Origin of the sequence: Paenibacillus sp. FSL R5-0378 (assembly GCF_038009285.1) — a bacterium.
GTDB classification, from domain to species: Bacteria; Bacillota; Bacilli; order Paenibacillales; family Paenibacillaceae; genus Paenibacillus_AQ; species Paenibacillus_AQ favisporus.
This window is the reverse complement of sequence record NZ_JBBPAY010000002.1, coordinates 391,291-417,736: the sequence shown is the minus strand read 5'-3', so window position 1 is coordinate 417,736 and position 26,446 is coordinate 391,291. Positions and strand designations below refer to the sequence as shown.

Annotated in this window: 27 protein-coding genes; 19 read left to right on the top strand and 8 right to left on the bottom strand. The window is 43.1% G+C overall.

The features are described from left to right. Window positions 1-6: 6 nt before the first annotated feature. The 8 genes from MKY74_RS35430 (at window position 7) to MKY74_RS35395 (ending at window position 8,478) form a co-directional block, all read left to right on the top strand. A complete protein-coding gene (locus tag MKY74_RS35430) occupies window positions 7-225 on the top strand; it encodes a hypothetical protein (RefSeq protein ID WP_076176909.1) in 219 nt (72 codons plus the stop codon). Window positions 226-290: 65 nt separating this feature from the next. After that, complete coding sequence (locus MKY74_RS35425) at window positions 291-659, top strand: TcpE family conjugal transfer membrane protein (protein WP_244169474.1); 369 nt, start codon at window positions 291-293, stop codon at window positions 657-659. Beyond that, entirely contained in the window at window positions 652-3,156 is a 2,505-nt protein-coding gene (locus MKY74_RS35420; RefSeq protein ID WP_084204308.1) for an ATP-binding protein, read from the top strand. Before MKY74_RS35425 ends, MKY74_RS35420 begins: the two co-directional genes overlap by 8 nt. Continuing rightward, complete coding sequence (locus tag MKY74_RS35415; RefSeq protein WP_076176911.1) at window positions 3,153-3,617, top strand: hypothetical protein; 465 nt, start codon at window positions 3,153-3,155, stop codon at window positions 3,615-3,617. Before MKY74_RS35420 ends, MKY74_RS35415 begins: the two co-directional genes overlap by 4 nt. After that, window positions 3,614-6,295 (top strand): CD3337/EF1877 family mobilome membrane protein, encoded by a 2,682-nt coding sequence (locus MKY74_RS35410; RefSeq protein ID WP_076176912.1) that lies wholly within the window; start codon window positions 3,614-3,616, stop codon window positions 6,293-6,295. The genes MKY74_RS35415 and MKY74_RS35410 overlap by 4 nt, the downstream gene beginning before the upstream one ends. Further along, window positions 6,295-6,918 (top strand): hypothetical protein, encoded by a 624-nt coding sequence (locus MKY74_RS35405; RefSeq protein WP_076176913.1) that lies wholly within the window; start codon window positions 6,295-6,297, stop codon window positions 6,916-6,918. The genes MKY74_RS35410 and MKY74_RS35405 overlap by 1 nt, the downstream gene beginning before the upstream one ends. Window positions 6,919-6,921: 3 nt before the next feature. After that, window positions 6,922-8,091: a peptidoglycan DD-metalloendopeptidase family protein gene (locus MKY74_RS35400; RefSeq protein ID WP_084204309.1), complete on the top strand. Its 1,170-nt coding sequence runs from the start codon at window positions 6,922-6,924 to the stop codon at window positions 8,089-8,091. Window positions 8,092-8,103: 12 nt separating this feature from the next. After that, complete coding sequence (locus tag MKY74_RS35395; protein ID WP_076176914.1) at window positions 8,104-8,478, top strand: hypothetical protein; 375 nt, start codon at window positions 8,104-8,106, stop codon at window positions 8,476-8,478. A gap of 647 nt (window positions 8,479-9,125) precedes the next feature. On the opposite strand, the gene MKY74_RS35390 is transcribed toward MKY74_RS35395, so the two are convergent. The 3 genes from MKY74_RS35390 to MKY74_RS35380 all read right to left on the bottom strand — a co-directional run bounded on the left by MKY74_RS35390 (window position 9,126) and on the right by MKY74_RS35380 (window position 11,205). Further along, window positions 9,126-9,761 (bottom strand): hypothetical protein, encoded by a 636-nt coding sequence (locus MKY74_RS35390; protein ID WP_076176916.1) that lies wholly within the window; start codon window positions 9,759-9,761, stop codon window positions 9,126-9,128. Between the two features lie 2 nt (window positions 9,762-9,763). Then, window positions 9,764-10,366: a hypothetical protein gene (locus tag MKY74_RS35385; protein ID WP_076176917.1), complete on the bottom strand. Its 603-nt coding sequence runs from the start codon at window positions 10,364-10,366 to the stop codon at window positions 9,764-9,766. Window positions 10,367-10,938: 572 nt separating this feature from the next. Next, window positions 10,939-11,205 (bottom strand): IS3 family transposase, encoded by a 267-nt coding sequence (locus tag MKY74_RS35380; protein WP_076176918.1) that lies wholly within the window; start codon window positions 11,203-11,205, stop codon window positions 10,939-10,941. Window positions 11,206-11,957: 752 nt separating this feature from the next. Between MKY74_RS35380 and mreC the strand changes: the two genes are divergently transcribed. Next, on the top strand, window positions 11,958-12,722 hold the full coding sequence (mreC, locus tag MKY74_RS35375) for a rod shape-determining protein MreC (protein ID WP_076176919.1): 765 nt from the start codon (window positions 11,958-11,960) through the stop codon (window positions 12,720-12,722). A gap of 314 nt (window positions 12,723-13,036) precedes the next feature. Beyond that, window positions 13,037-14,002: a phosphotransferase enzyme family protein gene (locus MKY74_RS35370; protein ID WP_076176920.1), complete on the top strand. Its 966-nt coding sequence runs from the start codon at window positions 13,037-13,039 to the stop codon at window positions 14,000-14,002. Window positions 14,003-14,265: 263 nt separating this feature from the next. On the opposite strand, the gene MKY74_RS35365 is transcribed toward MKY74_RS35370, so the two are convergent. Beyond that, entirely contained in the window at window positions 14,266-15,468 is a 1,203-nt protein-coding gene (locus MKY74_RS35365; RefSeq protein ID WP_076177131.1) for an IS110 family transposase, read from the bottom strand. 570 nt (window positions 15,469-16,038) lie between these two features. Here MKY74_RS35365 and MKY74_RS35360 point away from each other — a divergent pair. Together MKY74_RS35360 and MKY74_RS35355 are read left to right on the top strand one after the other, a co-directional pair. After that, window positions 16,039-16,302, top strand: a complete 264-nt coding sequence (locus MKY74_RS35360) for a hypothetical protein (protein ID WP_244169467.1) — start codon at window positions 16,039-16,041, stop codon at window positions 16,300-16,302. Window positions 16,303-16,776: 474 nt separating this feature from the next. Continuing rightward, window positions 16,777-18,510, top strand: a complete 1,734-nt coding sequence (locus MKY74_RS35355) for an ABC transporter ATP-binding protein (protein ID WP_076176830.1) — start codon at window positions 16,777-16,779, stop codon at window positions 18,508-18,510. 306 nt (window positions 18,511-18,816) lie between these two features. Here MKY74_RS35355 and MKY74_RS35350 read toward each other — a convergent pair whose 3' ends face one another. Then, window positions 18,817-19,311: a copper amine oxidase N-terminal domain-containing protein gene (locus MKY74_RS35350; protein ID WP_144025548.1), complete on the bottom strand. Its 495-nt coding sequence runs from the start codon at window positions 19,309-19,311 to the stop codon at window positions 18,817-18,819. Between the two features lie 179 nt (window positions 19,312-19,490). Further along, on the bottom strand, window positions 19,491-19,754 hold the full coding sequence (locus MKY74_RS35345; protein WP_144025549.1) for a hypothetical protein: 264 nt from the start codon (window positions 19,752-19,754) through the stop codon (window positions 19,491-19,493). Window positions 19,755-20,411: 657 nt separating this feature from the next. On the opposite strand from MKY74_RS35345, the gene MKY74_RS35340 reads away from it, so the two are divergent. Beyond that, entirely contained in the window at window positions 20,412-20,603 is a 192-nt protein-coding gene (locus MKY74_RS35340; protein WP_076176832.1) for a hypothetical protein, read from the top strand. A gap of 315 nt (window positions 20,604-20,918) precedes the next feature. Here the strand turns inward: MKY74_RS35340 and MKY74_RS35335 are convergent, their stop codons facing one another. After that, window positions 20,919-21,320 (bottom strand): VOC family protein, encoded by a 402-nt coding sequence (locus MKY74_RS35335; RefSeq protein WP_076176833.1) that lies wholly within the window; start codon window positions 21,318-21,320, stop codon window positions 20,919-20,921. A gap of 322 nt (window positions 21,321-21,642) precedes the next feature. On the opposite strand from MKY74_RS35335, the gene MKY74_RS35330 reads away from it, so the two are divergent. The 3 genes from MKY74_RS35330 (at window position 21,643) to MKY74_RS35320 (ending at window position 24,403) form a co-directional block, all read left to right on the top strand. Then, complete coding sequence (locus MKY74_RS35330) at window positions 21,643-21,810, top strand: cold-shock protein (RefSeq protein WP_084204283.1); 168 nt, start codon at window positions 21,643-21,645, stop codon at window positions 21,808-21,810. A gap of 250 nt (window positions 21,811-22,060) precedes the next feature. Then, window positions 22,061-22,540 (top strand): AbrB/MazE/SpoVT family DNA-binding domain-containing protein, encoded by a 480-nt coding sequence (locus MKY74_RS35325; protein ID WP_279628530.1) that lies wholly within the window; start codon window positions 22,061-22,063, stop codon window positions 22,538-22,540. A gap of 969 nt (window positions 22,541-23,509) precedes the next feature. Beyond that, window positions 23,510-24,403, top strand: coding sequence for a hypothetical protein (locus MKY74_RS35320; protein WP_076176835.1), 894 nt, complete (start codon window positions 23,510-23,512; stop codon window positions 24,401-24,403). Between the two features lie 48 nt (window positions 24,404-24,451). Here the strand turns inward: MKY74_RS35320 and MKY74_RS35315 are convergent, their stop codons facing one another. Next, complete coding sequence (locus tag MKY74_RS35315) at window positions 24,452-24,937, bottom strand: L,D-transpeptidase (RefSeq protein WP_076176836.1); 486 nt, start codon at window positions 24,935-24,937, stop codon at window positions 24,452-24,454. Between the two features lie 312 nt (window positions 24,938-25,249). On the opposite strand from MKY74_RS35315, the gene MKY74_RS35310 reads away from it, so the two are divergent. The 3 genes from MKY74_RS35310 to MKY74_RS35300 are packed head-to-tail and all read left to right on the top strand — an operon-like array spanning window position 25,250 to window position 26,281. Continuing rightward, window positions 25,250-25,849 carry a sigma-70 family RNA polymerase sigma factor gene (locus tag MKY74_RS35310; RefSeq protein WP_076176837.1) on the top strand — a complete coding sequence of 200 codons (600 nt, stop codon included), beginning with the start codon at window positions 25,250-25,252 and terminating at the stop codon, window positions 25,847-25,849. Beyond that, complete coding sequence (locus MKY74_RS35305; protein ID WP_445671813.1) at window positions 25,846-26,037, top strand: YvrJ family protein; 192 nt, start codon at window positions 25,846-25,848, stop codon at window positions 26,035-26,037. Before MKY74_RS35310 ends, MKY74_RS35305 begins: the two co-directional genes overlap by 4 nt. Continuing rightward, window positions 26,027-26,281: a helix-turn-helix domain-containing protein gene (locus MKY74_RS35300; protein WP_076176838.1), complete on the top strand. Its 255-nt coding sequence runs from the start codon at window positions 26,027-26,029 to the stop codon at window positions 26,279-26,281. Before MKY74_RS35305 ends, MKY74_RS35300 begins: the two co-directional genes overlap by 11 nt. The last annotated feature ends 165 nt before the right edge of the window (window positions 26,282-26,446 follow it).

The window sequence follows — 26,446 nt, the reverse complement described above, 5'->3', positions numbered from 1 at the left end:
AAATCTATGAATTTCGGTGAAAATTTACAGTCTGAGCTTTCAACTCAATTGGGAGCATTATTTTTGCTGATTATCGGTGTATTGGCCGTCTTTTTCCTCATTAAACGGGAGTTCAGCAAGTTTATTGGCTTTTTTGTGTTTGCTCTTGTGGTTTCTGTCTTCGTATTTGTTCCAGATAAAATCAAGGATTTGGGCACCGCATTTTGGGATAAGATCTTCAGCTAACCAAAAGGGGGTTCCGCCAGATGAGACGCATGAGGACCTATACCTCGGTTTGGAAAGTACCCAAAATGCTGTACGGGATCCAGGACATTGCGCTGCCTTTCCCTGTTAGTTACCGGCAGATTGGCTTTTTCTTTGGGACCATGGCAGTAATGTGGGTGCTCAACCGGTTTCCGCCCTTTAGCCTGATTGACTTGTGGATGGTCGAGTATTTCGGTATTCCGGGGTTCGCGGCCTGGTTTTTCACGAAGCATCTACTGGATGGGAAGGCTCCACACCGATTCATCATGCGGTGGATTGCTTTTCAGCTTTTACCGCATGAACATAATCGGTATATGGAAATCACCAGGCCCAAAAAACCTCATGTATATAGCTCACCCGTTGCGTATCGGAAGTTGAGCTATACGCCGAAGGAGGACGATTTAAGCGATGATTGAATTCCCACTCTCCTACTATGAAGGAAACCTGGTGTTTTCGCAAGATGACTCAAGTTGGGCTTATTACGAGATTCCTGGGTTTAACTATGACTTTTTGGCTAACGAAGAAAAGATGTCTGAATTTAAGCGTTTGGAAAGCTTCTTTTGGCAGATCAATGCCGATTTGCATCTGCTGATTGTGCCGGAATTTCAGTCGGTCCGCGATAAGTATGAGCAGTATAAGGAGACCTTATCTGGTCCCGTTGTGGAGGCTGCAATCAGCCATATCGAAGATACGATTCAAGTTCTTGAGCAGCGGCACGGAAAAGAAGGAACTGAGTATAGGTTCTATGTTGGGGTGAAACTGCCGGACACGGACCGGGAAAAATCGAGCTTTTTCAAAGAAGCCAAGCGGCTGCTTCAGGACTTCTTCCAATTTATCCACGATAAATCTGGAATCGAAGCGCCGGAGATTGCTGAGGATGTGATTTTGCGCCAACGAAAAAATGAGCAGCGCATTTTCACGAAGGTGGCTGGCCGCCTGACTGGTCACCCCATTGATGAAGACACGGCGCAGTGGTTGATTCGGCGGAATTGGTACCGGGGCATCGCCAAGGCCCCGGTTCTAAAGCCGTGGAGTCCGGAGTATACCGTTCATTATAAGGAGTATGACGAAGGAGCGATTAAAGTTCGGCGGCCCAAATACCGCGACGTGCTGCGGTTAACCGAAGGGAAAATCGATGAGTCGCCCGGTCGCAGTCTGATTGTAAAGCAGATGGTTGGCGGTGAGGAAAAGGAAGGCCATGTCGCTTTTCTGACCATCTCTAATGTCCCGTTTGAAATGACCTTTCCCGGCGATGAATACCTGTACGCCATTCAGGGGCTGGACTTCCCGGTTGAAATTTCGATCCGTACGGAAACGATGGAAAACCGAAAGGCACTGTCCGCAGTCCGGAATAAACAAAAAGAGCTCAAGGATCAGGACCGGCATGCACAGGAAACGAACAACGATACCAGTTTAACGGTGATCGAAGGGCGGTTGGAGTCACAAGAATTGGAGGCTCATCTGCAAAAGACCCGCATGCCGTTGCTTTTGTCCTCGATTGTCCTGTGCGTGTCGGCGCCGGATGAAGATGAGCTGAAGCGCCGCACCGACATTTTGGTCGATACGTTTGACGATATGGGCATCCGACTGGAACAGCCGTACGGCGACCAGTGGCTGCTCTTTAACGAGTTTTTGCCGGGTGCCAAACGGTATGTGACCGATTATATTCACTATATGGAGCCTGGAACGCTCGCCGGCGGGATGTTCGGAGCAACCAAGCAAATCGGGGACGGGCGGGGCTTCTACATTGGGCATACCGGGATTCTGAATCAGCCGGTATATATTGCCCCCAATTTGGCGGCGCAGGGGATTCGTGGTACAAAAACAAACGCCTTGTCTGCCTGTTTCCTTGGATCTCTCGGAGGCGGGAAATCGTATAACGCCAATTTGATCACGTATAACGCGGTCCTTTCAGGCGCCAAGGCGCTCGTCATTGATCCGAAAGGAGAACGCGGGAATTGGGCTGAGGACTTAACGGCTCTGCAGGGCCATATCAACATTATCAATCTATCCAGTGATCCGGTTCATACCGGCAAATTGGATCCTTTCTCTATTTTTGCAGACAGCCCGAAAGATGCCCAGACGCTGGCTTTAAATATTTTAACCTATTACACCGGCGTGCGGATGGATGACTCCGAGCGTTTTCCCAAACTCGGTAAGGCGGTTCGAGAAGTATCGGAGGAGCAGAAATTCCCATCGATGACCGCTGTGGTCAACCACCTGCGAAAATCGAGTGATATGACCAGCAGCAAGCTGGGCGAGCACATGATGACCTTTAAAGAGCTTTCCTTTGCGAATTTGCTATTTGGCGATGGCGATACGTCCAATTCGATCAAATTTGAGACGGCGCTCAATGTTTTGATGACCCATGACTTGGAGCTGCCGACACCGGAGACGGACCCGAAGGAATATACCTTGAACGAAATGCTGTCCGTTGGGATGATGCTGCCGATCGGAAGCTTTGCGCTGAAGTTCATTCAGAGCGACCGCAGCCAGTTCAAAATTGTGGAGGTCGATGAAGCCTGGTCGATGCTCAATACGTCGCAGGGCCGTTCGCTCTCCTCCCGGATGATCCGAGAAGGACGTTCCATGCAGGCCGGTATTTATCTGATCACGCAGAACGCCAACGATTTGCTGGACGAGAAAATTAAAAACAACATCGGCATGAAGTTCGCCTTCCGGAGTACCGACCCGAATGAGCTGCAAAACGTGCTCAAGCTGTTTAACCTGCGGGATACCGAATATAACCGGAGCATTATCAGTGACCTGGAAAATGGCCATTGTCTAATGCAGGATATCTACGGCCGGTGCGCGGTCATTAAATTTGACGCTCTGTTTTCTGACCTGGATAAAGCCTTCGATACGCGGCCTCCGCTGGAACGCCGTATGCAAAAAGAGGAGGTATTCGTATGAAACGGTTTGTCACGTTGCTGATGGTTGCGGTTTTGGTCCTTGTCGCTAGCGCATGCGGCGGTGGCGGGGATCAGCCAGAGAAGATCAATGGTATGGGTCCTGCAGATATTCCGTTGAAGTACGTGAACGCTTTGATACAAAGAGACGATAAAACGTTGACTGATCTAATTGCAGCAGATACCAGTTACCTCTTAAAGCCCGAAAATCCACCTCAGCATCCGAATTATAAGGTAACGACTTATGATCTAATACAATGGAAATTTGATGACGAAACGTACTACTACCTTATGGAGTATATGAATCCAGCGAGAAACAACATTTTGGACCGTGAGGACTTCAAAATTATTAAGACAAAGGAAGGGTGGAAAAAGGACGATTTCGGAGATACTCCGGACTTTGATGCCATTGTCAGCAAGCTGAACAAAAGCAAAAAGGTGCTCAAGGAGCTGAATGAAAAATGAAGCGCGCCTTGAGATGGCTCTTGATTATACTGCTTTGTTTCTCCTTTATGGGTACAGCGGTCAGCGCCAGCTCGCTCGAGGATAACGTGGTTCCGCAAAATGAGCACAGCTACGAAGGGAAAGTCGAACTGGAATACAATAAATATCCGAAAAGCAGCTATGTGTTGGATCTCTATATTGACCGGACCAATAACCCGTTTAACATTTCCGGAAAGATTGATGATGGCATCCAGGCGTTTCGTCTCGATCTATTAAACTCCGTCTGGATGTTTATGGTGGTCATCGTGAATTTCGTGATCTTTGTAGTGGGCGAGGCATTCAAGCTGGATTTTATTGATTCCATTATTGCGCAGATCACAGGAGCGATCCAAAGCATAGCCGGGTTTGACGCCGGTGGCTTCCGCACCAATGGGCTGTGGCCGATCCTGATCACTTTCATTATTACACTGGTGGGAGCCTGGGCGGTGTATGTCGGCATGGTAAAGCGAGAGCAAAACCGGGCGATGAGTGGGCTGCTATCGATGGTTCTCGTTTTCGGTATTTCATTGGGCTTTTTTTCTCAAGCAGATAAGATACTGACGCAGTTAAATGGATGGTCCAAGGAGCTGCAGAACAGCGTACTGAACATTTCGGGCGGGATTGTAACCCCAGGAACTGGTTACTCCGAATACGAAGGTATCGCCACCATGCAGAACCAAATGTTTGACGTGATGATTTATATGCCGTACCAATTTATGCAGTATGGAACCACCTCGGCTGATGCAGGCGAAGTACTTTCTCTTGCACCAGGTAGTAAAGAAAGAGCAAAATATGCTGAGCTTCAAGTTCAAGGTGGAAACACCATGATGGGCGTTGACGGCTTGGGAAGCCGGACCTGGTTTTTGATTCTGCTGTTTATCAGCAACTTGATCCTAGGCGGGCAGCTGCTCTTGATGGCTGCGGCCGTGCTGCTGTTTCAGGTCATCTTTATTGCGATGGTCCTGTTTGCGCCGGTGCCTTTACTTATGGCGCTCGTTCCAGCCTGGCAGTCAAAGGCGTTTGACTGGGCGATGAAAACTTTGCATGCCTTGCTGATGAAGATTGGATTCGCACTGCTCATGACCGTCATGTTTACGATCTCAAAGATCTTGTATACCGCGGTCGATCAGACGGAATACGGCTACTTGTTTGTCCTCGGCATGCAGATTCTGTGCTTCGTGGGCATCTGGCTGAAGCGAAAAGAGCTGCTTTCCTTTATCAATACAGCGACGGCCAATATTACGAGTACGACGCGCGGCTCGCTGGACAGCTACCGGGAATACCGGGCCAGGGCGAGAGAGGCGATGCAGGGGATTCCAGGCGCTTCAGCGGCCGCCCGGTTTATGCGGTATAACGCAATGCGCCGGATGATAAATCAGCGCCAGCATGTAGACCGGAGTAGCCGGGGGTTTGGGATAGCTGGAACCCAAGGTGCGGCGGCGGGGGCTGCACTGGGCGCTGCCGGGATTGCGGGCGCCGGGGCAGCGGCGGGAGCCGGGAAAGAGTCACCCGGTATTCATTACGCCACACCTGAATTTGTAGACCGGCAAAAACGAAATCCGAACGCACTGGCCGGTAAGGCCGGACCGACGGTGATTGATGCGGACTACGCGGTCGTAGACGACAAAGCGAAGCCCCTTGGAAGCAACGTCAAGATGCTGGATGCTTACCGGGGACGCAGTGTGAGTGCAGCAGCCAAGCAGGAACTGAAACGAGCCACGCAATCGCCGGTGACGATGGGAAGCAGCGGGCTGGTGGAACGGGAAACTGCTGCAGGTGCAGCGGAACCGGAAGTGATTCGCCGGGGGATGCAGCCGCGTGAGCAAGATGGAGCGGCATTCGTGCATCGCCTGGGGCACCAGGAAGCTGCAGCGAGTCGAACCGATCTGCCAGCGAACTTGCCACGTGAAGGCAGCCGGGCCAGCAGTATCGAATCGCAAGCGGGCAGCCATAGTGAGCTTGTGCACCGGAACCGGCATGATCAGGCGGCGGCGATCCGGAATGAGAACCAGGTGGACACTCAGCATCTGCATCGGGATCTGACACGGGAAACTCATCGCTCGCAAATGGTGTCTCAGAACGAGCAGCAGCATGCCAATGAGCTGATCCAGCGGAATCAAGTTGATAATCGGATCACCCAGCGGCATGAAACCAACAGTCGCACGCAGACAGAGACGGTGAATCGAAACCAGCACGAGAGCCAGGACACGACCCGTCAGGAGAATCACAACCGGCATCAACTGGTGGTGGAAACGACGAACCAAAATAGAACCGAACGCCTGCACCGCCAGCAGAACGAAACGCAGCAGGTAGACAAGCTGGTGACTGAAAACCGAAATACGACCCGGAAAGAAAATACCTCTCGGCAGGTGAATACGCTGCAGGAGGCTAACACCACCGAGCAAGTGGACAAGCTGGTGACCGAAAACCGAAATATGAAACGAAAGGAAAACACGTCCCGGCAGATCAATACGCTGCAGGAGACAAATGCATCCGAACAGGTAAACCTGGTGCAGCGACAGCATGTGAGCTCGTTTGAAGAACGGATCACCGATCAGGTACAGCAGCTTCGTGAGACTCCTGCAGCTGAGAACAGCGACACCTCCAAGCCGAAAGGGCGGAGCTGGCTGCCTTGGAGACGTAAGGGAGGCCGGAGCTGATGTTTAACCTGGATTACCGGCTACGGTCCGACCGCATTAAGCTGTTTTTGATCATCTTTGGTCTATGTTCGCTGGTTAGTTTGTTGGTGGTTTATTTGTCTGGCGGTTTTCAGGAGCCGCCGGCGATTGAGGAACAACAAGCCAAAGCCCAGCCACCGGCTACGGCTTCAGGAAACAACGTAAGTTCCCGTTCATTTGAAGTATCCAAACCTTCACAGAAGCAGTCTGAAATCAAGGCCACCCTGCCTTCGACTGTTCTAAATGAAACGAAACAAACCGCACAGAACTTTGTCAAAGCCTATTACACCTATGACCCGAAGCATCCGGAGCAGTACGTGGAGAACAGCAAGCCGTACATGGACGAAAAGCTGTACGTATATGAGAAAACGAAGATCCGGAAACAGACGCTGGACCGGGAAACAACCACGGCGATCCGATCCAGCGTGTTACCCGTTGACTCCTACGATTCGTCTGAACTGGTGTGGTGCGTCGTCTTGAAAGGGGAAGTGACTCCAGCAACCGGCGAGAAGTATACCGAGGACATGCAGTATTTTGTAACCCTTCGGGAAACTGATGATTCTTGGAAGGTGGCAGACTTTTCGATTGAGAGAGGGGGAGAGTAGGGGATGGAGGACGCTGTTGCCTCGCAGGAACGAAATCCTGGCCTTGGACGGGATTTAACCAACAAAGCGGCCAAAAAGGCCGCGATGAAGGCGCTAAAGGCTTTTGCGAAGACGCCGGTGGGGATGAAGATTCTGCTGATCCTAGGCATGGCTCTTGTGCTTCTGATTATCTTGATTTTATTTTTGGGCGGCATGTTTATAGGGGCCTTATCCCAATCCGGCGATGCTTCATTTACTCGTGGAGGGCAAATTTCAGCGGTGGGCCTCGCCTCGATCCCTGCGGAATTTTTAGAATACTACCACGAGGCCGAGGAGAAGTACGGGGTGCCGTGGAATGTCTTAGCCGCGGTGCACCGGGTGGAGACGGTGTTTTCGACCAATATGTCGGAAAGCTCAGCTGGCGCGATCGGGGCCATGCAGTTCATGCCCTGTACCTGGGTCGGGTGGGGACATCCAACCTGTAAGGGACTGGGGAAAGGAGATATTTCGGAAAGCGAGCTCAAGGACCCGGCCGTTATTGCCCAATATGGCGGCTATGGAACGGATGGTGATGGAGACGGCATTCCGGATCCCTGGAATACCCATGATGCGATCATTTCAGCCGCGAAGTACCTGGCGGCCAACGGGGCTGCTTCCGGAAACATTGAAAAGGCACTCTTTCAATACAATAACAGCCAGCAGTACGTGGATGAGGTGCTTGCCTTTGCCAATGATTACGTGGAAGGCGGGACGCAGGTCGTTTCAGCAGAAGGTTCCGTCTGGCCGTCGCCGCAGGCAACCATTGTGACGTCTGGATTCAAAATACGCTGGGGGAAACAGCATGCTGGCGTGGATATCGCGGCGCCGGGGGATTCTACGGGACTCGGCATTGTGGCCTTTATGCCGGGTACCGTCACGTTTAGCGGCGTTCGCGGCGGGTATGGCAACTGCATCATGATTGATCATGGCGGTGGTCTCGTTACCTTGTATGGCCACATGCAAAGCCCTTCGCCCCTTTCGGTCGGAGAGCAGGTCGAAGCCGGTCAGCTCATTGGGAAGATCGGCAACACGGGGAGCTCGCAAGGGGCTCATTTACATTTTGAGATCCGGATCAACGACAGCCCAGTCGATCCTTTGCCGTATCTGATGGCATTTGGGCCGACGATTCAGGATGGTGACATCCAGGAACCTTAGAGGAGTAGTATTGTGTTTTATGGTCATTGCTATGAGATGTCAGGAAAGTATAACCACCCGGACGAACTTACAACCGTGCAAGACGTGTATGATTATGTACTCGAACACAAATCGCATTACCCCAGGATTGTGATTACATCCCAATCGGGCGATACCATTCAGGTTCAGGCGATTAATGGGCAGATCGAGTTTCCGAAGCAATGGGCGCTGTTTGAAATTAAACAAACGTACTTGAATAAGCCGGACATTTTTAATGCAGAGGCTTTTACCGAAGCTATGAATCGGGCAGGGGTTACTGGCTTTATCAAACCGGAACTGCGCTATGAGGCCCTAACGATCCTTGAGCGTTTCTACGAATTCTTGCCCAATCCGGCGGAGAGAAACTAGTACATTCAATAGGGTAATGATTAAGAGAAGCCAAAAGCTAATAAATACAGCTTTTGGACGAAGAACGACAGAAGGTGTTTCTGAAGTGTGTAGGATGGAGAAAAAAAGTCCCAAGCATCTGCTTTTCAGAAATCCCCTTTGCCGATGAGCTAAGGGGATTCTATCAATCATCGTGGTCGAAATTTAAAAAATTTTGCTTAACAAAGCCTTTAAGGGCCTCATTCGTTATAAATATATCTTCGAAAGGCTTCTTTTCATTCTCCGTTTTCTCATGCCCTAACTTAGAGTCTGGACGTATGAACAGTAACTTCACTTGGATTGCTGAGTAACTCGCATTTTCCGTAATGGACACCAATTCGTTCGCCATGTAAAAGGATCCGATGGTGTCCAGAATCGTCTTATCCGTTCAGTCTGCGAATTACGTACCATTTTTTCTTGCCGTAGAAGCTCTATCGATGGGTCGAACTGAGCTTAACAAGCGAAAACCCACCGCGTAAGGTTGGACGCCTGACGATGGGTTTCGCTTAATTATTACTTTGTGCGGAATCTCGTTCTTTAATTCCATACCAATAGGGTAGATGAATTATACAAAATGCCCACATAAGGAATTTAAAAGGGGCAGCCCATTGACTTGATTGCCGTTAATTCTAGTTTGTTTTTGAAGAATCACCATATAAATGATTAATAACGTCATTTTTTAGTTCTTGGTACTGGCTATTTTCTGCCAACAAAGACATTTCAGCCTTATCTTTATTATCAATGTTGAATTTTCCTTGTTCAAGAGCATTAATCCAATAGCCTTGCTTTTTTTCGTCCCAGACTAAAAACACAACATATCTAGAACCTGGTTCCATCTTCTTATAATCTTCATAATTAAACCTTGTTGTTCCACTCACACCCTCAGAAGTATAGGTTGGCTCTAGGATATTAATCGTTTGCCCCAGCTCTTTACCTGAATTCTCAAAAACTTGATTCACTTGTACCGCGGTAACCGTATGTCCCGTGGAATAACCATTTTCCTCTACGATAACATTTTTTGAATTATCAGTAGCTGTAACTTCAGCTACTACTTGAGATGAAGAGAGCGCGTCACTATAATTTTTAAAAATTAAATGATCAGCTGATATCTTTTCTTCTTTTGTAACACTTGATACTGCTCCTTTAATTGCTGTATTAGCAAATGTGATTTTTTTACTTTCATTTGTATTATCTAAGTAAACATAACCTCCAATAGCCAAAAGCAATACCGGGATAGCAGTAAATAAAACAATTTTTTTGTTCACGACTAATACCCCCATTTTGTTCTAATATGAGCCAAATCAACACTTGTAGGAGCTGTTAAAGAGATTTTTCCAGATTTCATCCAGTGATCTCCTGAATGAGCCGGAGCATTCTCAAAGTGATTTAATCCAAGTACATGACCAAGTTCATGGCCCGATGTTTTATAGCGATTATCAGAAGTATATCCAGTGTCACTCTGGTTCCCGTAATCAAGGACAACTAAAGCCTGTTGGTAATTAGATCCATTTGTAACATCTCCTGCACCAACTTGCTGGCCATTGAGCATCCAATAGCTAGTTTCTCCCATAACACCCGCTGGCAAACTATGATTACCAACAAAGACTTTAACACTGGCAGTAGTCGAAGAAGATACTTTTGTAAACCCTATTTTACTTGAAGATTCATCCCATTTCGAAGCTCCATTGTCAATGGAACCGGTGAATCCATAAGAGGCTACGCTCGAATCAAGCCAATAAGTGAGGTTACTAGCCCCCCCAGAAATCGAGCCGATTTTAATATGTGCAGTACCGGTGTCAGCTAGTGCAATGGAAGAAGAAAGAAAGAACAAAGAGCAAACTACAGGTATAATTCTTTTTTTACTTTTCATTAACATGCCTCCCATTAATGTTAATTAATAACAAATGTACAGACGCTTAGTAATTACAATTTGTTTCAATATTTTGGGATAATTTACAAATAAAATTTGTTTAGTGTTTTCGATAGCTAGAAAATTAAGACGAGGGTGACTTCAGGAAGGTGATGGAGAATCAATTTTCAAGCGGATATGGCCACGGCTGTAGCCAAGCTTCCGTTGTTAGACCTAGAATAGACGTTACGGCCATGGCATTGCCCGACGATTGGGGGCCAGCGATTCGAGTATGGAACGCTTAATGCTCCAAACGGCATGGCCGACATAAGGACATACGAACCTACACGTCATCCATTCTTCTTACAGAATTTAATGACCCGATATCAAAAAATTTGGTATTTGGGCGTCTTACACTAAAAAAGCCTGTGAAGTAAATCTAGTCTTTCAGTAGAAGGGGATCTCTTTAAGGACGATAAAGTCCAAAAGAGAATTAGAGTCGATTTGAAGAAGACGGACAGCTCAAGTTATAGGGTAACTCGAGTTTCGGAAATGATGTGATTTTTTATCGATACGAAGCTGTTTATCAATGTTTAGGCCAGGTAACTTAATAAAGCTTCGTGATATGCCTGAGATGTGTAGACGCTGCCCTGATCACTATGGAGCATGGTGCCCGGCAGAGTGGGCAGCTGCCCTAGCGTGTCCAGAAGTTTGCGTTTCTTCACTTTGACACGACATTGGAGCCCCTCTCGCTGCATAATCCGGTGTACGCGTTTATGGTTAATTTTACGTTTTATCTGAAGCAGTGCCGGGATCTTCCAATATCCATAACGAAATTTATGCTTACTATCTTTATTCAACTAATGGGCAGTTTACGTTAATGAATTGGTGAAACATAAATTAAGTCGTGGTAAAATATTTTTCAATTTATAAGGGGGACTGCTGTTTATGAAGAATGTCGTTCAATATTACGCGACTATTGATGAAAATTCAAGATTCTCAAAGAACTCAAGAAAAATTGAATTTTACATACCCTTTTACCATGATGAAGATTCCTCCCAGAGTTTGACTTCGCTGGTTTCTACGTCATCATGCATATAAAGTGCAAAGAAAGGAGATCAGCAAAAAGCAGTGGCGCTTATATTGACAACAATATTACAGCCAAGCTTTGATCCCCAAATAACATTCTCCTTGTGTGCGAAGATATTCCTCTGCAGTTTGTGTCTTATCATAAGACGTATTCTGTCCTAAGAATGTAACGGTAATTTTAATTACATTGTTTTGCTCTAAATGGTCGGTTAAGTTGACCCTGTGGATCATGAACAACACCACTCATTCAGACAGACAATGACTAAAGCGCCTACTCTATTACGGAGTTCGAAATAGTGATGCTTAAATAAGCGGAGCCACCTTCACATTCTGAATATTGGAATTCTAAGCAGTCTTGTCTGCTAATTTTACACAGTTTAGTAAAGCAATTTTTTAAGTCTGCTTTAAAAAAATGTATAATTGTAATCATTAAATTAGTAACAATTATTGGGAAAAAACATTGTATTTGTTATGCTTTAAAGAGAATAAAAAAGGCAACAACGGGAAGGAAGAATAAGATTCCATGTACATTAGAAATTCAACGAGAAAGGGAATTTTTACCACAAGCATAGTATCGGGCATTATTATTATTATTTTAGGTGGCGTCTTTTTTGTATTCAAAGATAAAATAATGAGTGACTATTCTCTAATAAAAGGAATAGCATCTACGTACAAAGAAAATAAACAGCTTAGGAAGATTTACGCGGATCAGGCAATTTTAAATATCTCAAGCAGTCAGCTAGAATTTGAAAACGAACAATTGGAAAAGGCCAAGGCTGCAATGGAAAAACTTCCGCAAGCCTATTCATATTCAGTTGCCAGAATTCTTAATAAGTCAGCTTCCTCACTAACCATTGATTTAGGGGAGCAGGATAGAATACAAAAGGGAAGTGCTATTTTATCACTTAACCGATATTTTGTTGGTATTATAACTAAAACAACCAAGCATACTGCAACAGTAGAATTAATTAATTCCCAATCCTTTTTAGAAGAGTCGGGAATAAGTGTAAAAGTAAAAGGTAGATCTGATTCTTTTGGTGTGTTGGAATATGACTTTACACAACATCGCCCGGCTATTAACTTTATTCCAGAAGAAAATCATTCAATTGCTGTGAATGATGTGGTTGAAACAGCTGGAGGGGATTCTTCGAAATATCCGCAAGGATTGACAATTGGTAAAGTAGCCGGTATTGGGGTGACAAGTATGGGGAAGACTAGGCAGGCTGTGGTAACATTCCCTCCGTTTCTTATTGAAAGTGAGTTTTTTGTTTTTGTTGTTAATAAGTAGCTTTGACTTATACGCTGTGATACTTTGATATTTGCCCGAGTTTCTTTGGCCAGAAAACTTCTTTTAATAATTTTCAGCAAAATCAAGTTTTTATTTATTTTGGAAGGTCATTACGCTAACGGGAAACGATAGTTACACCATAAAACGAAGGCAGTCGGTCTAGAGGATAGGCTGTCTTCTTTGCGCTAACGGGCGCTTAATGGATTTGCGAAATTCCCACAACCTAATAAGAAAAAGAAGATCTTATCAATTTACGAGGCGGTGAGTTATCGGGCAACGGTAGTCTCAATCAATTAGTATTTGGGGGTATTGGAATGCCTGAACCATTAAACAATGACGTGTTACTTTCGATCTTAATGGATGATTATGATATTATGGCAACTCAATGTATTTTTTCTGGTCATAACTTTCATGATAACTATGTTATTTTAACCAATGAAGGAAAATCATACTTTATAAGAGTTTATAGAAATGGTATTAGGAATCAAAATGAAATACTTTTTGAGTTAGAATTCATTAATTTTTTGAAAAAAAAAGGAGTGAATGTTTCCTTTCCTATCCCTCGAAACGATGGTTCACATATTACAGAAATAAATAATCCTTCAGGAATAGCAAAATTCGTAGTCTTCTCATTTGCTCCAGGTAATTTCCCTGATCCCACAAAAGAAGTTAGTTATTTATATGGTCAATTTATTGCAACCTTTCAAAACGCAGCGATGGGGTTTGAAACTAGATATAAACGAACGGTCGATTTAGATCTATATAATATTATTGATCGCCCATTAGAGATTATACGTTTATTTTTATCTTATAGATCGGAAGATTTAAAATATCTAGAACATTTAGCCCTAGTCATAAGAGATAAAATAACTAAGTTGCCAGTACAATATCTACAGAAAGGGACTTGCCACGGAGACCTTCATTTAATGAACGTTTACATAGATAATAACAAATTTACTATATTTGACTTTGATTGTTGTGCTAATGGATTTCTTGCTTATGACTTAGGTAGTGTACGATGGGATTTTGCATTTGAAGATGAATTGTGGAAAGCATTTTTAAAAGGGTACACTGAAAGAAGGGAATTAAATAAGGTTGAATTGCAGGCCATTCCTTTATTCGCAACAGTAAGAAGTCTATGGATGATAGGCCATAACCTCACACATAGAGAAATATACAATGTAGGCGAATGTGATGATGAGTTTTGGGAAAATAATATGAAATTTATAAAAATGTGGGTTGAGAAGAATAATTACTTTTTAGGTATCTCATCCTCCTAAAATGTCAATTAGTTAGTTAAAAAGATTCTGTATACCTTCTTAGCTTGACGCTCATTTCCGTTTTTTAAAACTCTGCATTGTTCTGTTCAAAGAACCCTATTAATATATTCAGGACAGTTCATTAAGCTAAAACCAGCTAATATCTTGTCAACATTTTTCTCTTAAATTAAGTTTGGGATGACGGTATACTGAAAAATAGGCGCACTAAATAACCTTCTCTGTACATGCTGGAAGGCTGTTCTTCCGGATGAAAAATGTGTTAACTAATCTAAATCGACAAACCTTTCTTCCTTCACTAGAAGGGCATAAATCCAGTGAAGGAGCTTGTTGACGCAGGCAATGAGGGCAACCCGGTAAGGCTTTCCGGCTTCGCGTTTCTTATCGTAATATTCACGTAACCTTTTGCTTCCAGTCTTTTTTAGACCGCATAGTACAGCGAGATATAGGGCATGACGCAGCTTCTTAGACCCGCGTTTGGTAATGCGATTGGTTGTCGCTGTGAACTTACCAGAAGAGTAGACGCTAGGGTCAATTCCTGCGAAAGCTACCAGCTTTTTGGCGTGATTAAACCGATGGATTTCCCCGATCTCGGACAAAATCGTTGCAGCGATTTTGCTACCTATTCCGGGAATCGATTGGATAATCTGATAAGATTCAACTTCTTCAGCAAGGGCATCGATCTGACTTTGCAGGTGGGAAAGATGCTCTTGATATTGAAGGAGTAAGTCAATGAATAGTGCTAAGCTTATTAGATGGCTACTATAACTCACTTTTGGAAATGGATTATTTGCTGCAGCAACCATGATACAGCTTGCTTTGTCACTAGCCCAATGATCAGATCGACTAGGGCAGAGGCAGGTAATTGTGTGTGTTACGGTTGATACGCCAGCTGTTTGAAATGCCCCAGGAGTCATGAACTGTTTTAAAAGCAGCAACGAAACTTTTGAATAAAGATCACCGAAAATACCTCTATAATCCGGAAAGACTTGATCTAGAACGGCTTGAAACTGAAGCTTCACCTGTACATACATTTGTGTGAGCGAGTCAAACTGACGCGTTAGATGCCTAAGATTTAGTAGTTGAACCCCTCGTTGCATATGGTCTTCAAATTCCTCTTTGTAGTACAGCTCGCAGAGCCGATAGGCATCGACTGCATCTGTTTTCACTTTCCGTAGACTTGACTTTTTGGCTTGATGTGAAATGAGAGGATTCACAACTAAGAATAAGATACCGTGTTCTTCTAGAAACTGTATTACAGCCTGATGGTAATGTCCTGTCGATTCCAGAATCACAACGGGGGCTTTGCCTGCTGTATCCTGTACAGTTGAAACGACATCTAGCAGTTGGCTAAGACCTACTTGGTTATGCTGAAAACAAAAAGGGTGTCCCATGGGATTGCCTTTGTCTAAGAAAACTTGTCCATCACTTTTACCTTTTGAAATATCCAGACCAATGACAGGATTCATGAAATACTCCCTCCCTTAAAAGTGAAAATGTCGGTACCCCTAAAACAGCTCATAGTTCCACAACATCGCTTGTTATGCGAGATCTAAGTCGTCTCAACCAGCTTAAACATGGTTTCTACAAGTAGGGGGCGATCAGTTTTAGCGACGGGTTACAGACCCAGGGGAACGTCCGATCTGCCCGACTACTGAGAAATACACCACCATAACAAAAGTGGTCAACCAGTAAAAACTGGCTGACCTCATAATACGACGGGAAACGATAACTCAATCATGACGGCAGCCAGACAAAATAATCGGCTGCCGTCATTAAGTTAACGGGCGGGATAGTTTAATCATATCATCGTCATATCTCACGGAAGGAGAGGTGCATCGATGGACAGGATTACAATAAACCAATCAGGTACACCTTGGATACAAACTTTCTCGTTAGCCAACCGCTAGATCGTATTGTGAAATACATTAGAGAGAAACATAGAGCAACTACGCTCATTCTTGCCAAGCAGGTAATGAAAAAGTGGAAGAGCGAATAATTAGGTACTGTGTGGCAAGTTACACAAAGGAGGCTAATAAATGAAGATTATATTTAGGGCAATGAATATATTCTGGGCTATTCCTTTTATGTTGGGTTTGTATGTGGCCTATGAGGGGATTGATGTTCTCACAACAAAGGTAAGAGGTGAAGGGTTGGCCATTTACAAGTTGGGGATGATGATACCAATTAAGGATACTCCGATTTACTTGTATGGCTCGACTTTTTTGTTAGTGGGGGCTGTATTGGTTCTTTCTCCGATAATCATAAAAATGGTTCTAGCATCAGAAGCAAAAGTTCAATAAGGAGATATTTTAAACTCTTTTTTTTGTCCAAATTCCGCCTTGAGCGGCGATTTTCGGAATTTATTTTTTTGATCTAGAAAACGGCCTCTGTTTGCAGCGAAGAGACCGTTTTTCGTTTTTCTTCGATTTGCTTGAGATTGGGCCCCTCGGGGTGCAGACCTAATTATAAAAAGTAGGAATTTTGAACATATGTTCGTTGGGTTTTGGACTAAAGAGCAGTTTAAGACATATATAGGCATGCTTTTTGTTGCACACATCCAATCGGTACAGGCTTTAGATACTTGAAACACATTTTTCGACCGTTGGAAACAATGTCTTTTTTATGATTTTCGGAAGAGGATTTTAAGCGATTTCGGCAATTACGTGGATGATTTGGAAGTTACTATCAGGTTGCGGACGTGTTTTCTCCTATCTATATTGGGAAATTCAATTGCATATCAATGGTTCAGCAAAAATGTTCAAGGAGGGATGGAATTGAAGAGCTTTTTAGTTCATTACGTTCGTCCTTTATGGTTAACAATTCTAATCGGACTTATACTATCAATCATCGGAACACTTCTTAGCGTTGCTCAACCCCTTGTTATCAGAAATCTCATCAATAGCCTTTCAAAAGAATACTCTTCTTCGCTTCTACTAAACGTTGTTCTGCTTATTTCAATTCCTATATTGGCGACAGTTATTTCTTACGTTCAGACTTTTTTCTTATCTGGTGTAGGGCAAAAAATCACACAAAAACTTCGTGGTGATCTGTTTAATCGTATGTTGGGGTTGCATACAGAATATTTGGATAAAACCCCTCCGGGCAAGATGTATCAATCCATCCAGGATTCAATTATTGTCGGAGAAGGTTATATTGATCGGGAATTAGTACCCGCCATTTTATCTTTTTTTACCTTATTATTTATCTTTGCTTCTATGTTCTGGATGGATATTTCTCTAAGCCTAGTTATCATGGCATGTGGATTAATTACCGTATTATTAACAGCATTAACGGGAGCAAGGGTAAAGAGTGTTGAAAAAAAATATGTTGATATAAGATCAGAAAGTGCCGGTTATCTTCAGGAATCTCTAGAAAATATTAGGACCATTCGTCTTTTCGGAGGCGGAGATAAAGAGTTTAAAGTTTGGAAAGACTGGTTGGCACTAGATCGTCTCTATTGGATGAAGAGAAGACTCATTGGTGATTTTAATGAAAAAGGCATTCTTATCTTATTCCAATCACTGTGTTTAAGTATCGTCATTATATATGGTTACATAAAAATCCGCCATGGAGTTCTCAATATTGGAAGTATTGTCGCTTTTTTAGCCTATGTACCTATGGTGTTTCAATCGGTTTCGAGTTTACAAAGGGTGCAATTGGGTACGAAAAGAGTCAAGGTTGTCCTCGACCCAATATATAGCATTTTTAACAACCCGGCAGAAAATTCAGGTACCCTGAAACCATCTTTAGAACAAAAAGAAATGGGCATACGTTTTGATCATGTCGATTTTAATTATCCAAACCGTAGCGAGGGTCTAACCAATGTTAATTTCAGCCTTGCCCCCGGTTCGACGACTTTAATCGTTGGACCAAGCGGTGTCGGAAAAAGTACGATTATAGATCTCATTACTGGTTTGTATGATCCCCTAAAGGGAAAGGTAGAAATCGCAGGCTGCGCAACTGTTGAGTGGAACAAGAAGTTATTAAGACAAGCGATTGGTATAGTCCCACAAAATGTGGTTATTTGGAACCGTACATTAAGGGAGAACCTTTTGTATGGATTGTCTTCAGCCGAACAGATAACCGATGAGCGAATAAATGAAATTATTCATAAAACCCATTTAGATTCCCTAGTTAAGAAGTTACCTAAGGGACTAGATGAAAAACTTGGTCCCAATGCGATTCAGGCTTCGGGAGGAGAACGGCAGAGAATTGCACTTGCCCGTGCTTTGTTAAGAAGCCCGTCCATTCTAATATTTGATGAGGTCACATCTGCCCTTGATCCCATTTTAACCGAGGAAATAATTGAGTTAATCTGGATCCAAGAAATCACCTCGACAAAACTAATTGTAAGCCATCGATTGACTTTTGCATCTCGGGTTGATCAAATTCTGGTAGTCAATCCTGACGGAACGGTAACGGCCGGAAGACATACAGATCTCAAAAACAATCATAATCTTTACAGAAAATTGGTCATGGCTGATCAGTTTGGGGGGAGTCGGGCTTAGTTGGTGTTTGAGTTCAAGTTTGACCCAATACGAAACAATTACGACCCACAGAACAGATACTTTGGGATTATGACGCCAAATATTTTAGGGTGTATTGCATTTCTGGGCTTGGTTTTCATGTTACCGAATGTAATCATAAGTTTGAATTCGTTAATTTGACCCCTACCATGGGGATGCAAGACTGATTAAGAAAAAGGAAGTGGGGACGCCCACTTCCTTTTTCTTTACGCTGACCCAGCGAAAGAAGTAATTGTGACCCTCGGTGATAACGTATTTAACGATGACATATATGCTCATGTTCAGCGGTTAATTGGAATTACTATTTTTTACTGTGTCGATGGATGCGATTTTGTGGATGTTATTCCAACTTACGGCTGCTCCGACCGATTCACTAATGAAACGCAAGTTAACATACAGCGTGCTCGTCTCGGGGTCAATAAAAGGGCCCTGCGTTAATTCAATTTCCTTGCCATTCAAAGTAGCCGTCCATTTACTAGCGGAGACTTGGTATTGAATGACAGTATCCGCATCATTCTTCCCAGTTACCGTTTGGGTCTTTTCATCCGTCTTAACCCAATCGATTGTCAGTCCCAGTGCTGTGAAGAGCTGCCTAAACGGAACCATAACGCTGCCATTAATTACAATCGGCTTTGGGTCCATTTTAAGTTCCTTACCATCAATTGTAACCGAGCCGTGAATAGCTACCTGGGCTGCTTGTACCGTGTTTGGAGAGAAAATAGCTAGAAGAAATACAGCTAGCATAACAGACAAACAACACGATTGCTTCCATTTAAATTTCAACTTTTTCACTCCAATCTGCAAGTGATTTTGGCCTTCCCCGTGATCTTTAAGCGAATGGTGTGAGTCGTTTTGCTATTAACAGTCTGCGCATAATTATACCATGCCACCAGTGTGACTGATGAATTGGAGTGGACCGGCTTGTTAGGGACTATGACTGATTATCAAGGAACGGATGAATATCACACGGGAGGTGGGACAGGCATTGTTTGCCTGGATAACAAATGCTGTTCGGATTCGCGAAAGCTTAAGATGCGAACCTGTTTATAGTTCTTTGAGGATTCTTCGGTTCTATTGACCAAGTAAGGTGCGGCATCAGAAGAAACGGGAATGTTTTCACCAATCACTTTAATATTTGTGCCGGATGCTTGTGTCTGTGTCCCCATTGCTAAGGAAACACCTACTGCAGCTGTCGCGATGAGAGTTAGCGGCCTGAATTTTTTCACAAAACATTCTCTCCTTTCTTTGATGTACGGGAAAATAGGCTCACGTATTAAAGACATCAGCCTACCAGAATATTTTTCAATATACGTGAAGTTTTATACCTAAATCGGTCAGGATATGTCCATGCCTAGGGAGGGTGCAGTCGAGAAACTTGAACTAATTCCATTAATATTAAATGCACCCTATCAGTTCAATTGTTAATTACCGCGATACTAAGTAGATAATGTGCCTTTTAGTTGCCCACACGTAAAATCATATTTTGGATCCCCCGGTTCACGGTCCCTATATTCCAAGCGGCCCCCGAAAAGACCCAGATCCATTCGGGGAATCCGGGAACTCATCACAAAGGAGTATTAAAGGTTAACCTAACTTTTGCAAGTGAAAACGGAGATGAGATTGAATTACAGATTCGCACAGGAGTCACCGGGGGTAAGTAGGAATCATGGGCCGATGAGGATTGGAACCGCACTTGAGCAGAGTAGACCTTAAGTGCTGAACATGTATGCTGCAGTCAGCGGGACGCCTTCTCGGCATTAAGGTGCTGGATCATCATCAGACCGAACAGTACCATACAGTTAGTCATAGTAAATCCGAGACCCATCGGCGTAAACTGGTCACTTTTTACGGAACATTCGCCCAAGAGAACGGCTTAAGGAGTAATGAGGTTAACGTATAAGCAAAATGCCCTCGCTCTTAAACTGTACCGGGGACTCGGCTTCGACCAGTGGGGCGAAGTGAATTATCCGGGCCGTACTGCGAGCTTTCCCGTTTTTGAGAAGGTGTTTGAGAATCGAATCATAGCGACCGTCCGAATCGCCTGGTATGATTTTGACCAGCCCCGCACCAAATAATATGATGATCCATGAAGAAGACCTGGTTAATTTAGACGTGTTTGGTCGCAAAAAGCAGATGCTGAAGTTTAATTACGTTTGAAGGCGAGCATTCGGCATCATTGCATTTTAAGCTAACGGACAGGTTGGTTCCAATATGTGTTAATATAGTTTCTGTAAGACCAATAATTTACGCGGGCTAATTCATGTGATATGTATTAGTTCAACCCACGAATTTTTCATTCTAAGCAACGATTTTGATTTAAACGGCAGATATAAGATTAAACGCGGTGTAAAAACGCCGGTGACCTGGAGCAGGAGACCGGCGTTTCCTTATTAGCGTTTCGGCATTTTGCTCTCATCCATGTACAGCAGGTTCCAGCGATGACCGTCCAGGTCAGCAAATCCTGCGTCGTACATCCAGCCGTCAATTTCATTTGGCTTGCCAAAGATGCTTCCTCCGGCAAACTCTACTTTTTGAATAAAGGCATCTACTTCTTCTCTGCTTTCAGCACCTAGTGAAAATATTACCTCTGCGTTATGGGTAGTGTCTGCAGTTTTTGAACCTGTAAATTTCTCGAACACCGCATCCGGGAACAGCAGAATCGTTGTTTGGCCTATGGTAAGCTTGGCCCTCTCGTTACCAAAACTCGTCGCATTGAATCCAATCTCATTGAAAAAGGCAGTTGACCTCTCAACATTTTTGACCGGCAGGTTAATCCAAATCTCCTGTGACATGGCTTCAGCCTCCTGGAATATATTTTCAATTACTCCTACTATACTCTAATTTTGGCGGCTGAAGTAAAATTTATAAAAGAAATCACAAGGTTCGGCATTCTGTCATGCATCCAGTGGTTTTCCTTAGTAGACTTACGTATGCCCCGGCATCGTTTTCGCCAAAATATTGATCTTGCCAAGAATTCAATTCGTATCAAAGTAGAAGTGCGTTTTGTAATAGAACGGAACGGCATTGCCGTTCTTTGATCTATTTATGCCCCCAAGGTATTAAACAAAAAGGAAACGATAGCCGATCCTAGTGATAATTTAAGCGATAGAGGAGGTGCTGATTATAGGGAAAAGACGATGGGGTATTGTCAAATGGTTCAAAGACGATAAAGGTTACGGGCGGATAATGTTAGACGGTCAGGACGGTAACCATGTATTTGTTCACTTTATTGATATATTACCAGACCCAATTATGTTATCCAACGGTTTTGGGTTTTTTTAAACAAGGTCAAAAAGTCGCAGTTGACCTCGTTAAGTAACGGTAAGAAAAAACACGTTCGTGGAGTGGAAGGCCCTATTATGATAATTGCATATGGTGCTGTGAATTGATATGAAGCCCAATACAATTATTCAATCGATGCGTCAAGGAATATGAGCAGTCCATGGTTGAATTACAACGGAAACATAACCAGATATTTCACTTTCCAATCCAGAATGATTGGTATGGCTTTAATATATTATAGGAGCGTGCGATGATGAAGAGTATCGGAATTGTCCGGCAGGTGGATGAGTTAGGACGAATTGTCATCCCTGTAGAACTGCGGCGTGTTTTAGGGGTCGACGAAGCAGACGCGCTTGAGTTCTTTATCGATGAAGAGGCTAAATACTTGATGTTCCGTAAGTTAAACTCCGGATGCTTGTTTTGCGAATCCATCGAGGCGTTAAGCTATTTCAAGGGCCGATTGATCTGCACGTCCTGTTTACGAGATATAAGAGGACCTGAACCGCATTTGGCCAAGCTTGAAAGCGCCATCGCTTTGGATAGTGAAGTGAAACCGCAAGAAGAAAAGAAGACAAGGGGCAAACAAGTGGATACTCGGAAACGGTTAGCCGAGGTCATGCTAACGTATCCCAATGCTACTCAAGTTGAATGGGCAGAAATGCTTGGGGTCACCCAAGGTTATGTCAGTTATTTGATTCGAACTATGAAAAAAACCAACTCATTCAACTGAGTGCATATGAAATATTATGGCTTTGAATACGATCGATTGTCTGAACTCTCATTTGCGTTAGACTATTCTGGTTCTGCAGTTGCCGGCTTGCTAATACATACTGCTGCCCAAAGAAAAATTATATTGTATCCAATTTTATCGCGTGGGATCATTCGGGAACTGGAACCTAGACGCGTTCAGCAACTGAGGGAATTATCCCGGTACCTGGATGCTTATAGTCCGGATCATTACATTACAATGCCGCTGGTGATATCTGAAGCATTAACGGTTGGTCTTCAACAATCTAAGAAAATCAACAAAACATTTGAGGAGTGGAACGAGTCAATAAACAACTCCTATTCTCCTGTTGACAGTCGAAAAGGAAGAGGACAAATCCTCATTCGGTAAAAAAATATCCTGTCAAAAAAAGGAGGTTAGTTCTAGCAAGATCCATTTTTATTGGGCTGCCGCATTGTGATCATTGGAGGACTGGCCAAATGGTTTGATTCCGTTATCACCGAAACCGGAGCCGAATTGGTGCATGAAACCAGGGATCATCCAGAGCGCATACATGCGGATGCATTATTTATGCTCCTTACGGCTACCACCCAACGAGCGACCTAGAAAAGTAACGTGGGACGCTGCAGTGAGACATGGTGTGCGAACTACATTGATCTTGGATCTGCCTCTTAACGTGGCTACATCTAAGTAATTATTTCGTCCTAAGAATGTTTTATAAGAAGGGGTTATGTGAAGGACTACGAACCAGAAAAAATAAATCCAATGTAAAACAATTTCAGAAAAAAGTGTAACTTTTTGGATTCTTTTGGCGTTGTTTAATTTAGAAATAAACAATCTAGGAGATGATTCAAGGCGATCCTGACGCGTTAGGGAAATCAACCTAGTCGATATCAATGCAAAGGAACTTAGACTGAAATTTTCGTAACTAACCTTAATCTTCTGAAATTAATTGAATAAGGAGTGAAATACATGAAGCAGTTCTCAATAATAATTATTTTATTAACCATGATTCTTTCCGGATGTTCCAAAAATAATACGGAACCCGTTGAAAGTTCAAAAAACACGGAAATCAACACAAATGTTGGTCAAAATAAGGATCAAGATGACACTAAACCAGACGGCTCCGGTACGCAGAAGAATCCAATCGAAGGTGAAAAAGGAGATAAAGCCAATACGAAGGATCAATTTGAACTGTCAAACTACTTTAAGAACCAGTCCTCTCCATCCGTTGAGAATAATGCAGATGAATTTGAATGGAAAAACCAAGATGTGAGTTTAACGGCTAAAAAGACAAAGGCAAAGCAGGCGGGGCCTGAAGCTCATAATATAAGTTCGATAAAAATAAAAAAAGCTGATAAGTCCTATGATTTAAAACTTAGTCAAAATCCTTCACAAATAGATTCAGTATCACTGTCACCAAATCAAAATTATTTAGCAGTCAGCTTTGACTCCGGCTCTGTTGTTGTGTTGATGAATTTAAATAATGGAGAGAGTGTCAATTTAAATAGTGAGTTAGAATTATCCGGAAAAAAACGTATACAGTATATTCATCCATACAGCTGGTCGCCAAACAGTGAAACACTTGCTTTAGCATATGAGAATCCAAGCAGTAACATCGCTTTATACAGTACTGACAATAAGCAATATTCCTTTACGACAACGGATACCAAGTATATTTCAACCGCTTTCCTTCTGTGGAAAAAGAATGGCGACTCACTTGATATTGTAAGCGAACAACCGTCTGATGTTTTTAAACTATACAGATTAGATATTCAAAATCAAACAGTTAAAGAAATCGCGCCCATTTCCCGAGATGAACTTTCTAGCCTAAAGGATTACGGTCCAACCATTATTGATAAATAGTTAAGAGAGGCATTAAGTCCCCATCAGGGTCTTAATGCCTCTCTTTAATTAAATATTATTTATTGTAATCAAACCTGTACCGCTACCTGCGGCAGCAATAGCATTAATCAATGAATATTGATTGCTATTGGAAAGACGGATGCATCCCAATGTTGGATGGAGGGGATACCAAGTATTACTTGGATTATCGTCCGGATCACCGCCGTGGATCATAATTTCGTTCCGACCATTAGCCTCGGCAATTTTAGCGTTGCCATTAAGTGCATGATTTAACCACACTCGTTTATAAGGTCCGTAAGTCGATTCAGGTGTGTTTGGGGCTACCACTGTGGTCTCATATTCACCGGTTGGAATATCGGCATATTTAAGTTTCCACTGTGTATGGTCGCCGTTATTCTCATCTTTATTCGAACCTCGACCGAGAGCATCAACAGGCCCAAAGACCAAAGAACCTGCCGCATTATACATTTTCAGAGTACCCTTGTAATTCCGGTTAGATGGAAAATTCGCAACGATATGGTAATTGTAACCCATGTTTAACGCCTCCAAAGAATTTATTATGAATCAGATCAGAGGGAAGGGTAACGGGCGAGCCCTCATCTCAACCGCTACCGACTTTTTCTGAGTCATATTAGTAAAGTGAAAGATCAACAAAAAATATCAACCTTTCGAAAAACTATTGATATAGGAAAAAGCCAGAACTTTTTATTTGTGAAATAATCCCTTTTTAAGGAATTATTATTTTTTTTGAAAAAAACGGAACATTTGTTCGTTTAGGTTGTTTTTTTAAATACACATAACACTTTATTTATAAGAGTTTAGGTAAATAGAGGAGGGGGGATTTAGATGGGGTTGTCTGTTGATCAGCAGGAGCGGTTTTTGGATTATTGTCATTCCAAGCAAAATATCTTTTCGAATCGAGTTGTGAAGGGATTTTTTCAGGAAGAGGAAAACGTTCTTTTGTTACTCGAAGCAGTGGATGGAAATATGGATAGTCGCAATGAACTTGAGGAGAAGTTCCGAAAATATTATTTTAGGATTCGATTTGTAAAATTTTTAGTCCAGACAATAAATTTTTATACTATTGATCAAATGAGAATGTATAGGAAACACGACTATCGTTATCAGCTCATATTTGATCGGTCTGCATCTGATGAAGGGAACAGTACATTAGGAGAGCTTCTTTTATTTAACCATACTTCTACTCACCCAGAACCAACCACCTCGGATCCTGGTTACTTCCAATCAACTTTCACCAACGAAAATTTAGTAGATGCATTTTCAGATTTATCGCATAAACAGAAGATAATAACTACTCTGGGATATTCACTTTGCTATAAAGACCATGAAATAGCCAAGGTAATGGGTGTTTCACCACAAGCAGTTTGCAAGACCAGAAACCTCGCATTAAAAAGACTACGTGTTGCTTTACAGGAAGGGCGGTGAATCGAGTGGATAATTCTTCTCCTCTTACATACTTACTTACAGCAATCAGTCAGGTAGGCTTTCCTATAGTTCTTACCGGATACTTACTAACTCGGTTTGAAAGAAAACTAGAAATTTTAACGGAAACAATCACAAAGCTTACAGATGTTATTAATAATAGATCAAATGAGGGAAGCCATGAAAAGTGAACTATTTGACCAAGTGTTACGCGCGCAACAGGGCGACAAAGAAGCCCTGTATGAGATAATTAGATCTTTTCTGCCGGCCATTCGCAGTGCTCGACGAAAGATAAAAGGTGATCGCCAGGAGGACTTAGAACAAAACATAATTGAAATCATCATCAAGAAAATTATGTCTTTTGACTTAGTAAATACACTGGACTTCACAGGTTTTTGCCAACAATTAAATGAGATTTATGAAAGCGAAAATTAAAACAGCCCAAGGAGGCTGTGTTTTCTTTTCAAAAGAAGACCCACCCTTTTCCTTTATGACTTGTAGGTGTAAGTATAGTAGCAAAATATAAATAACCAATCGCCGTTTGAATCCCGACGATTGGTCTCGTAAGTTTGTAAGGTCTTTTATTCCCTGCCTCATTAA

Excerpts from the sequence above, each read along its gene's own strand:
- mreC (WP_076176919.1), top strand. The coding sequence starts at position 11,958 with ATGTACATTAGAAATTCAACGAGAAAGGGAATTTTTACCACAAGCATA.
- MKY74_RS35335 (WP_076176833.1), bottom strand. The coding sequence starts at position 21,320 with ATGTCACAGGAGATTTGGATTAACCTGCCGGTCAAAAATGTTGAGAGG.
- MKY74_RS35340 (WP_076176832.1), top strand. The coding sequence starts at position 20,412 with ATGAGGTTAACGTATAAGCAAAATGCCCTCGCTCTTAAACTGTACCGG.
- MKY74_RS35320 (WP_076176835.1), top strand. The coding sequence starts at position 23,510 with ATGAAGCAGTTCTCAATAATAATTATTTTATTAACCATGATTCTTTCC.
- MKY74_RS35420 (WP_084204308.1), top strand. The coding sequence starts at position 652 with ATGATTGAATTCCCACTCTCCTACTATGAAGGAAACCTGGTGTTTTCG.
- MKY74_RS35430 (WP_076176909.1), top strand. The coding sequence starts at position 7 with ATGAATTTCGGTGAAAATTTACAGTCTGAGCTTTCAACTCAATTGGGA.
- MKY74_RS35410 (WP_076176912.1), top strand. The coding sequence starts at position 3,614 with ATGAAGCGCGCCTTGAGATGGCTCTTGATTATACTGCTTTGTTTCTCC.
- MKY74_RS35300 (WP_076176838.1), top strand. The coding sequence starts at position 26,027 with ATGAAAAGTGAACTATTTGACCAAGTGTTACGCGCGCAACAGGGCGAC.
- MKY74_RS35310 (WP_076176837.1), top strand. The coding sequence starts at position 25,250 with ATGGGGTTGTCTGTTGATCAGCAGGAGCGGTTTTTGGATTATTGTCAT.
- MKY74_RS35385 (WP_076176917.1), bottom strand. The coding sequence starts at position 10,366 with ATGAAAAGTAAAAAAAGAATTATACCTGTAGTTTGCTCTTTGTTCTTT.
- MKY74_RS35360 (WP_244169467.1), top strand. The coding sequence starts at position 16,039 with ATGAAGATTATATTTAGGGCAATGAATATATTCTGGGCTATTCCTTTT.
- MKY74_RS35425 (WP_244169474.1), top strand. The coding sequence starts at position 291 with ATGCTGTACGGGATCCAGGACATTGCGCTGCCTTTCCCTGTTAGTTAC.
- MKY74_RS35400 (WP_084204309.1), top strand. The coding sequence starts at position 6,922 with ATGGAGGACGCTGTTGCCTCGCAGGAACGAAATCCTGGCCTTGGACGG.
- MKY74_RS35370 (WP_076176920.1), top strand. The coding sequence starts at position 13,037 with ATGCCTGAACCATTAAACAATGACGTGTTACTTTCGATCTTAATGGAT.
- MKY74_RS35325 (WP_279628530.1), top strand. The coding sequence starts at position 22,061 with ATGATGAAGAGTATCGGAATTGTCCGGCAGGTGGATGAGTTAGGACGA.
- MKY74_RS35405 (WP_076176913.1), top strand. The coding sequence starts at position 6,295 with ATGTTTAACCTGGATTACCGGCTACGGTCCGACCGCATTAAGCTGTTT.
- MKY74_RS35315 (WP_076176836.1), bottom strand. The coding sequence starts at position 24,937 with ATGGGTTACAATTACCATATCGTTGCGAATTTTCCATCTAACCGGAAT.
- MKY74_RS35365 (WP_076177131.1), bottom strand. The coding sequence starts at position 15,468 with ATGAATCCTGTCATTGGTCTGGATATTTCAAAAGGTAAAAGTGATGGA.
- MKY74_RS35415 (WP_076176911.1), top strand. The coding sequence starts at position 3,153 with ATGAAACGGTTTGTCACGTTGCTGATGGTTGCGGTTTTGGTCCTTGTC.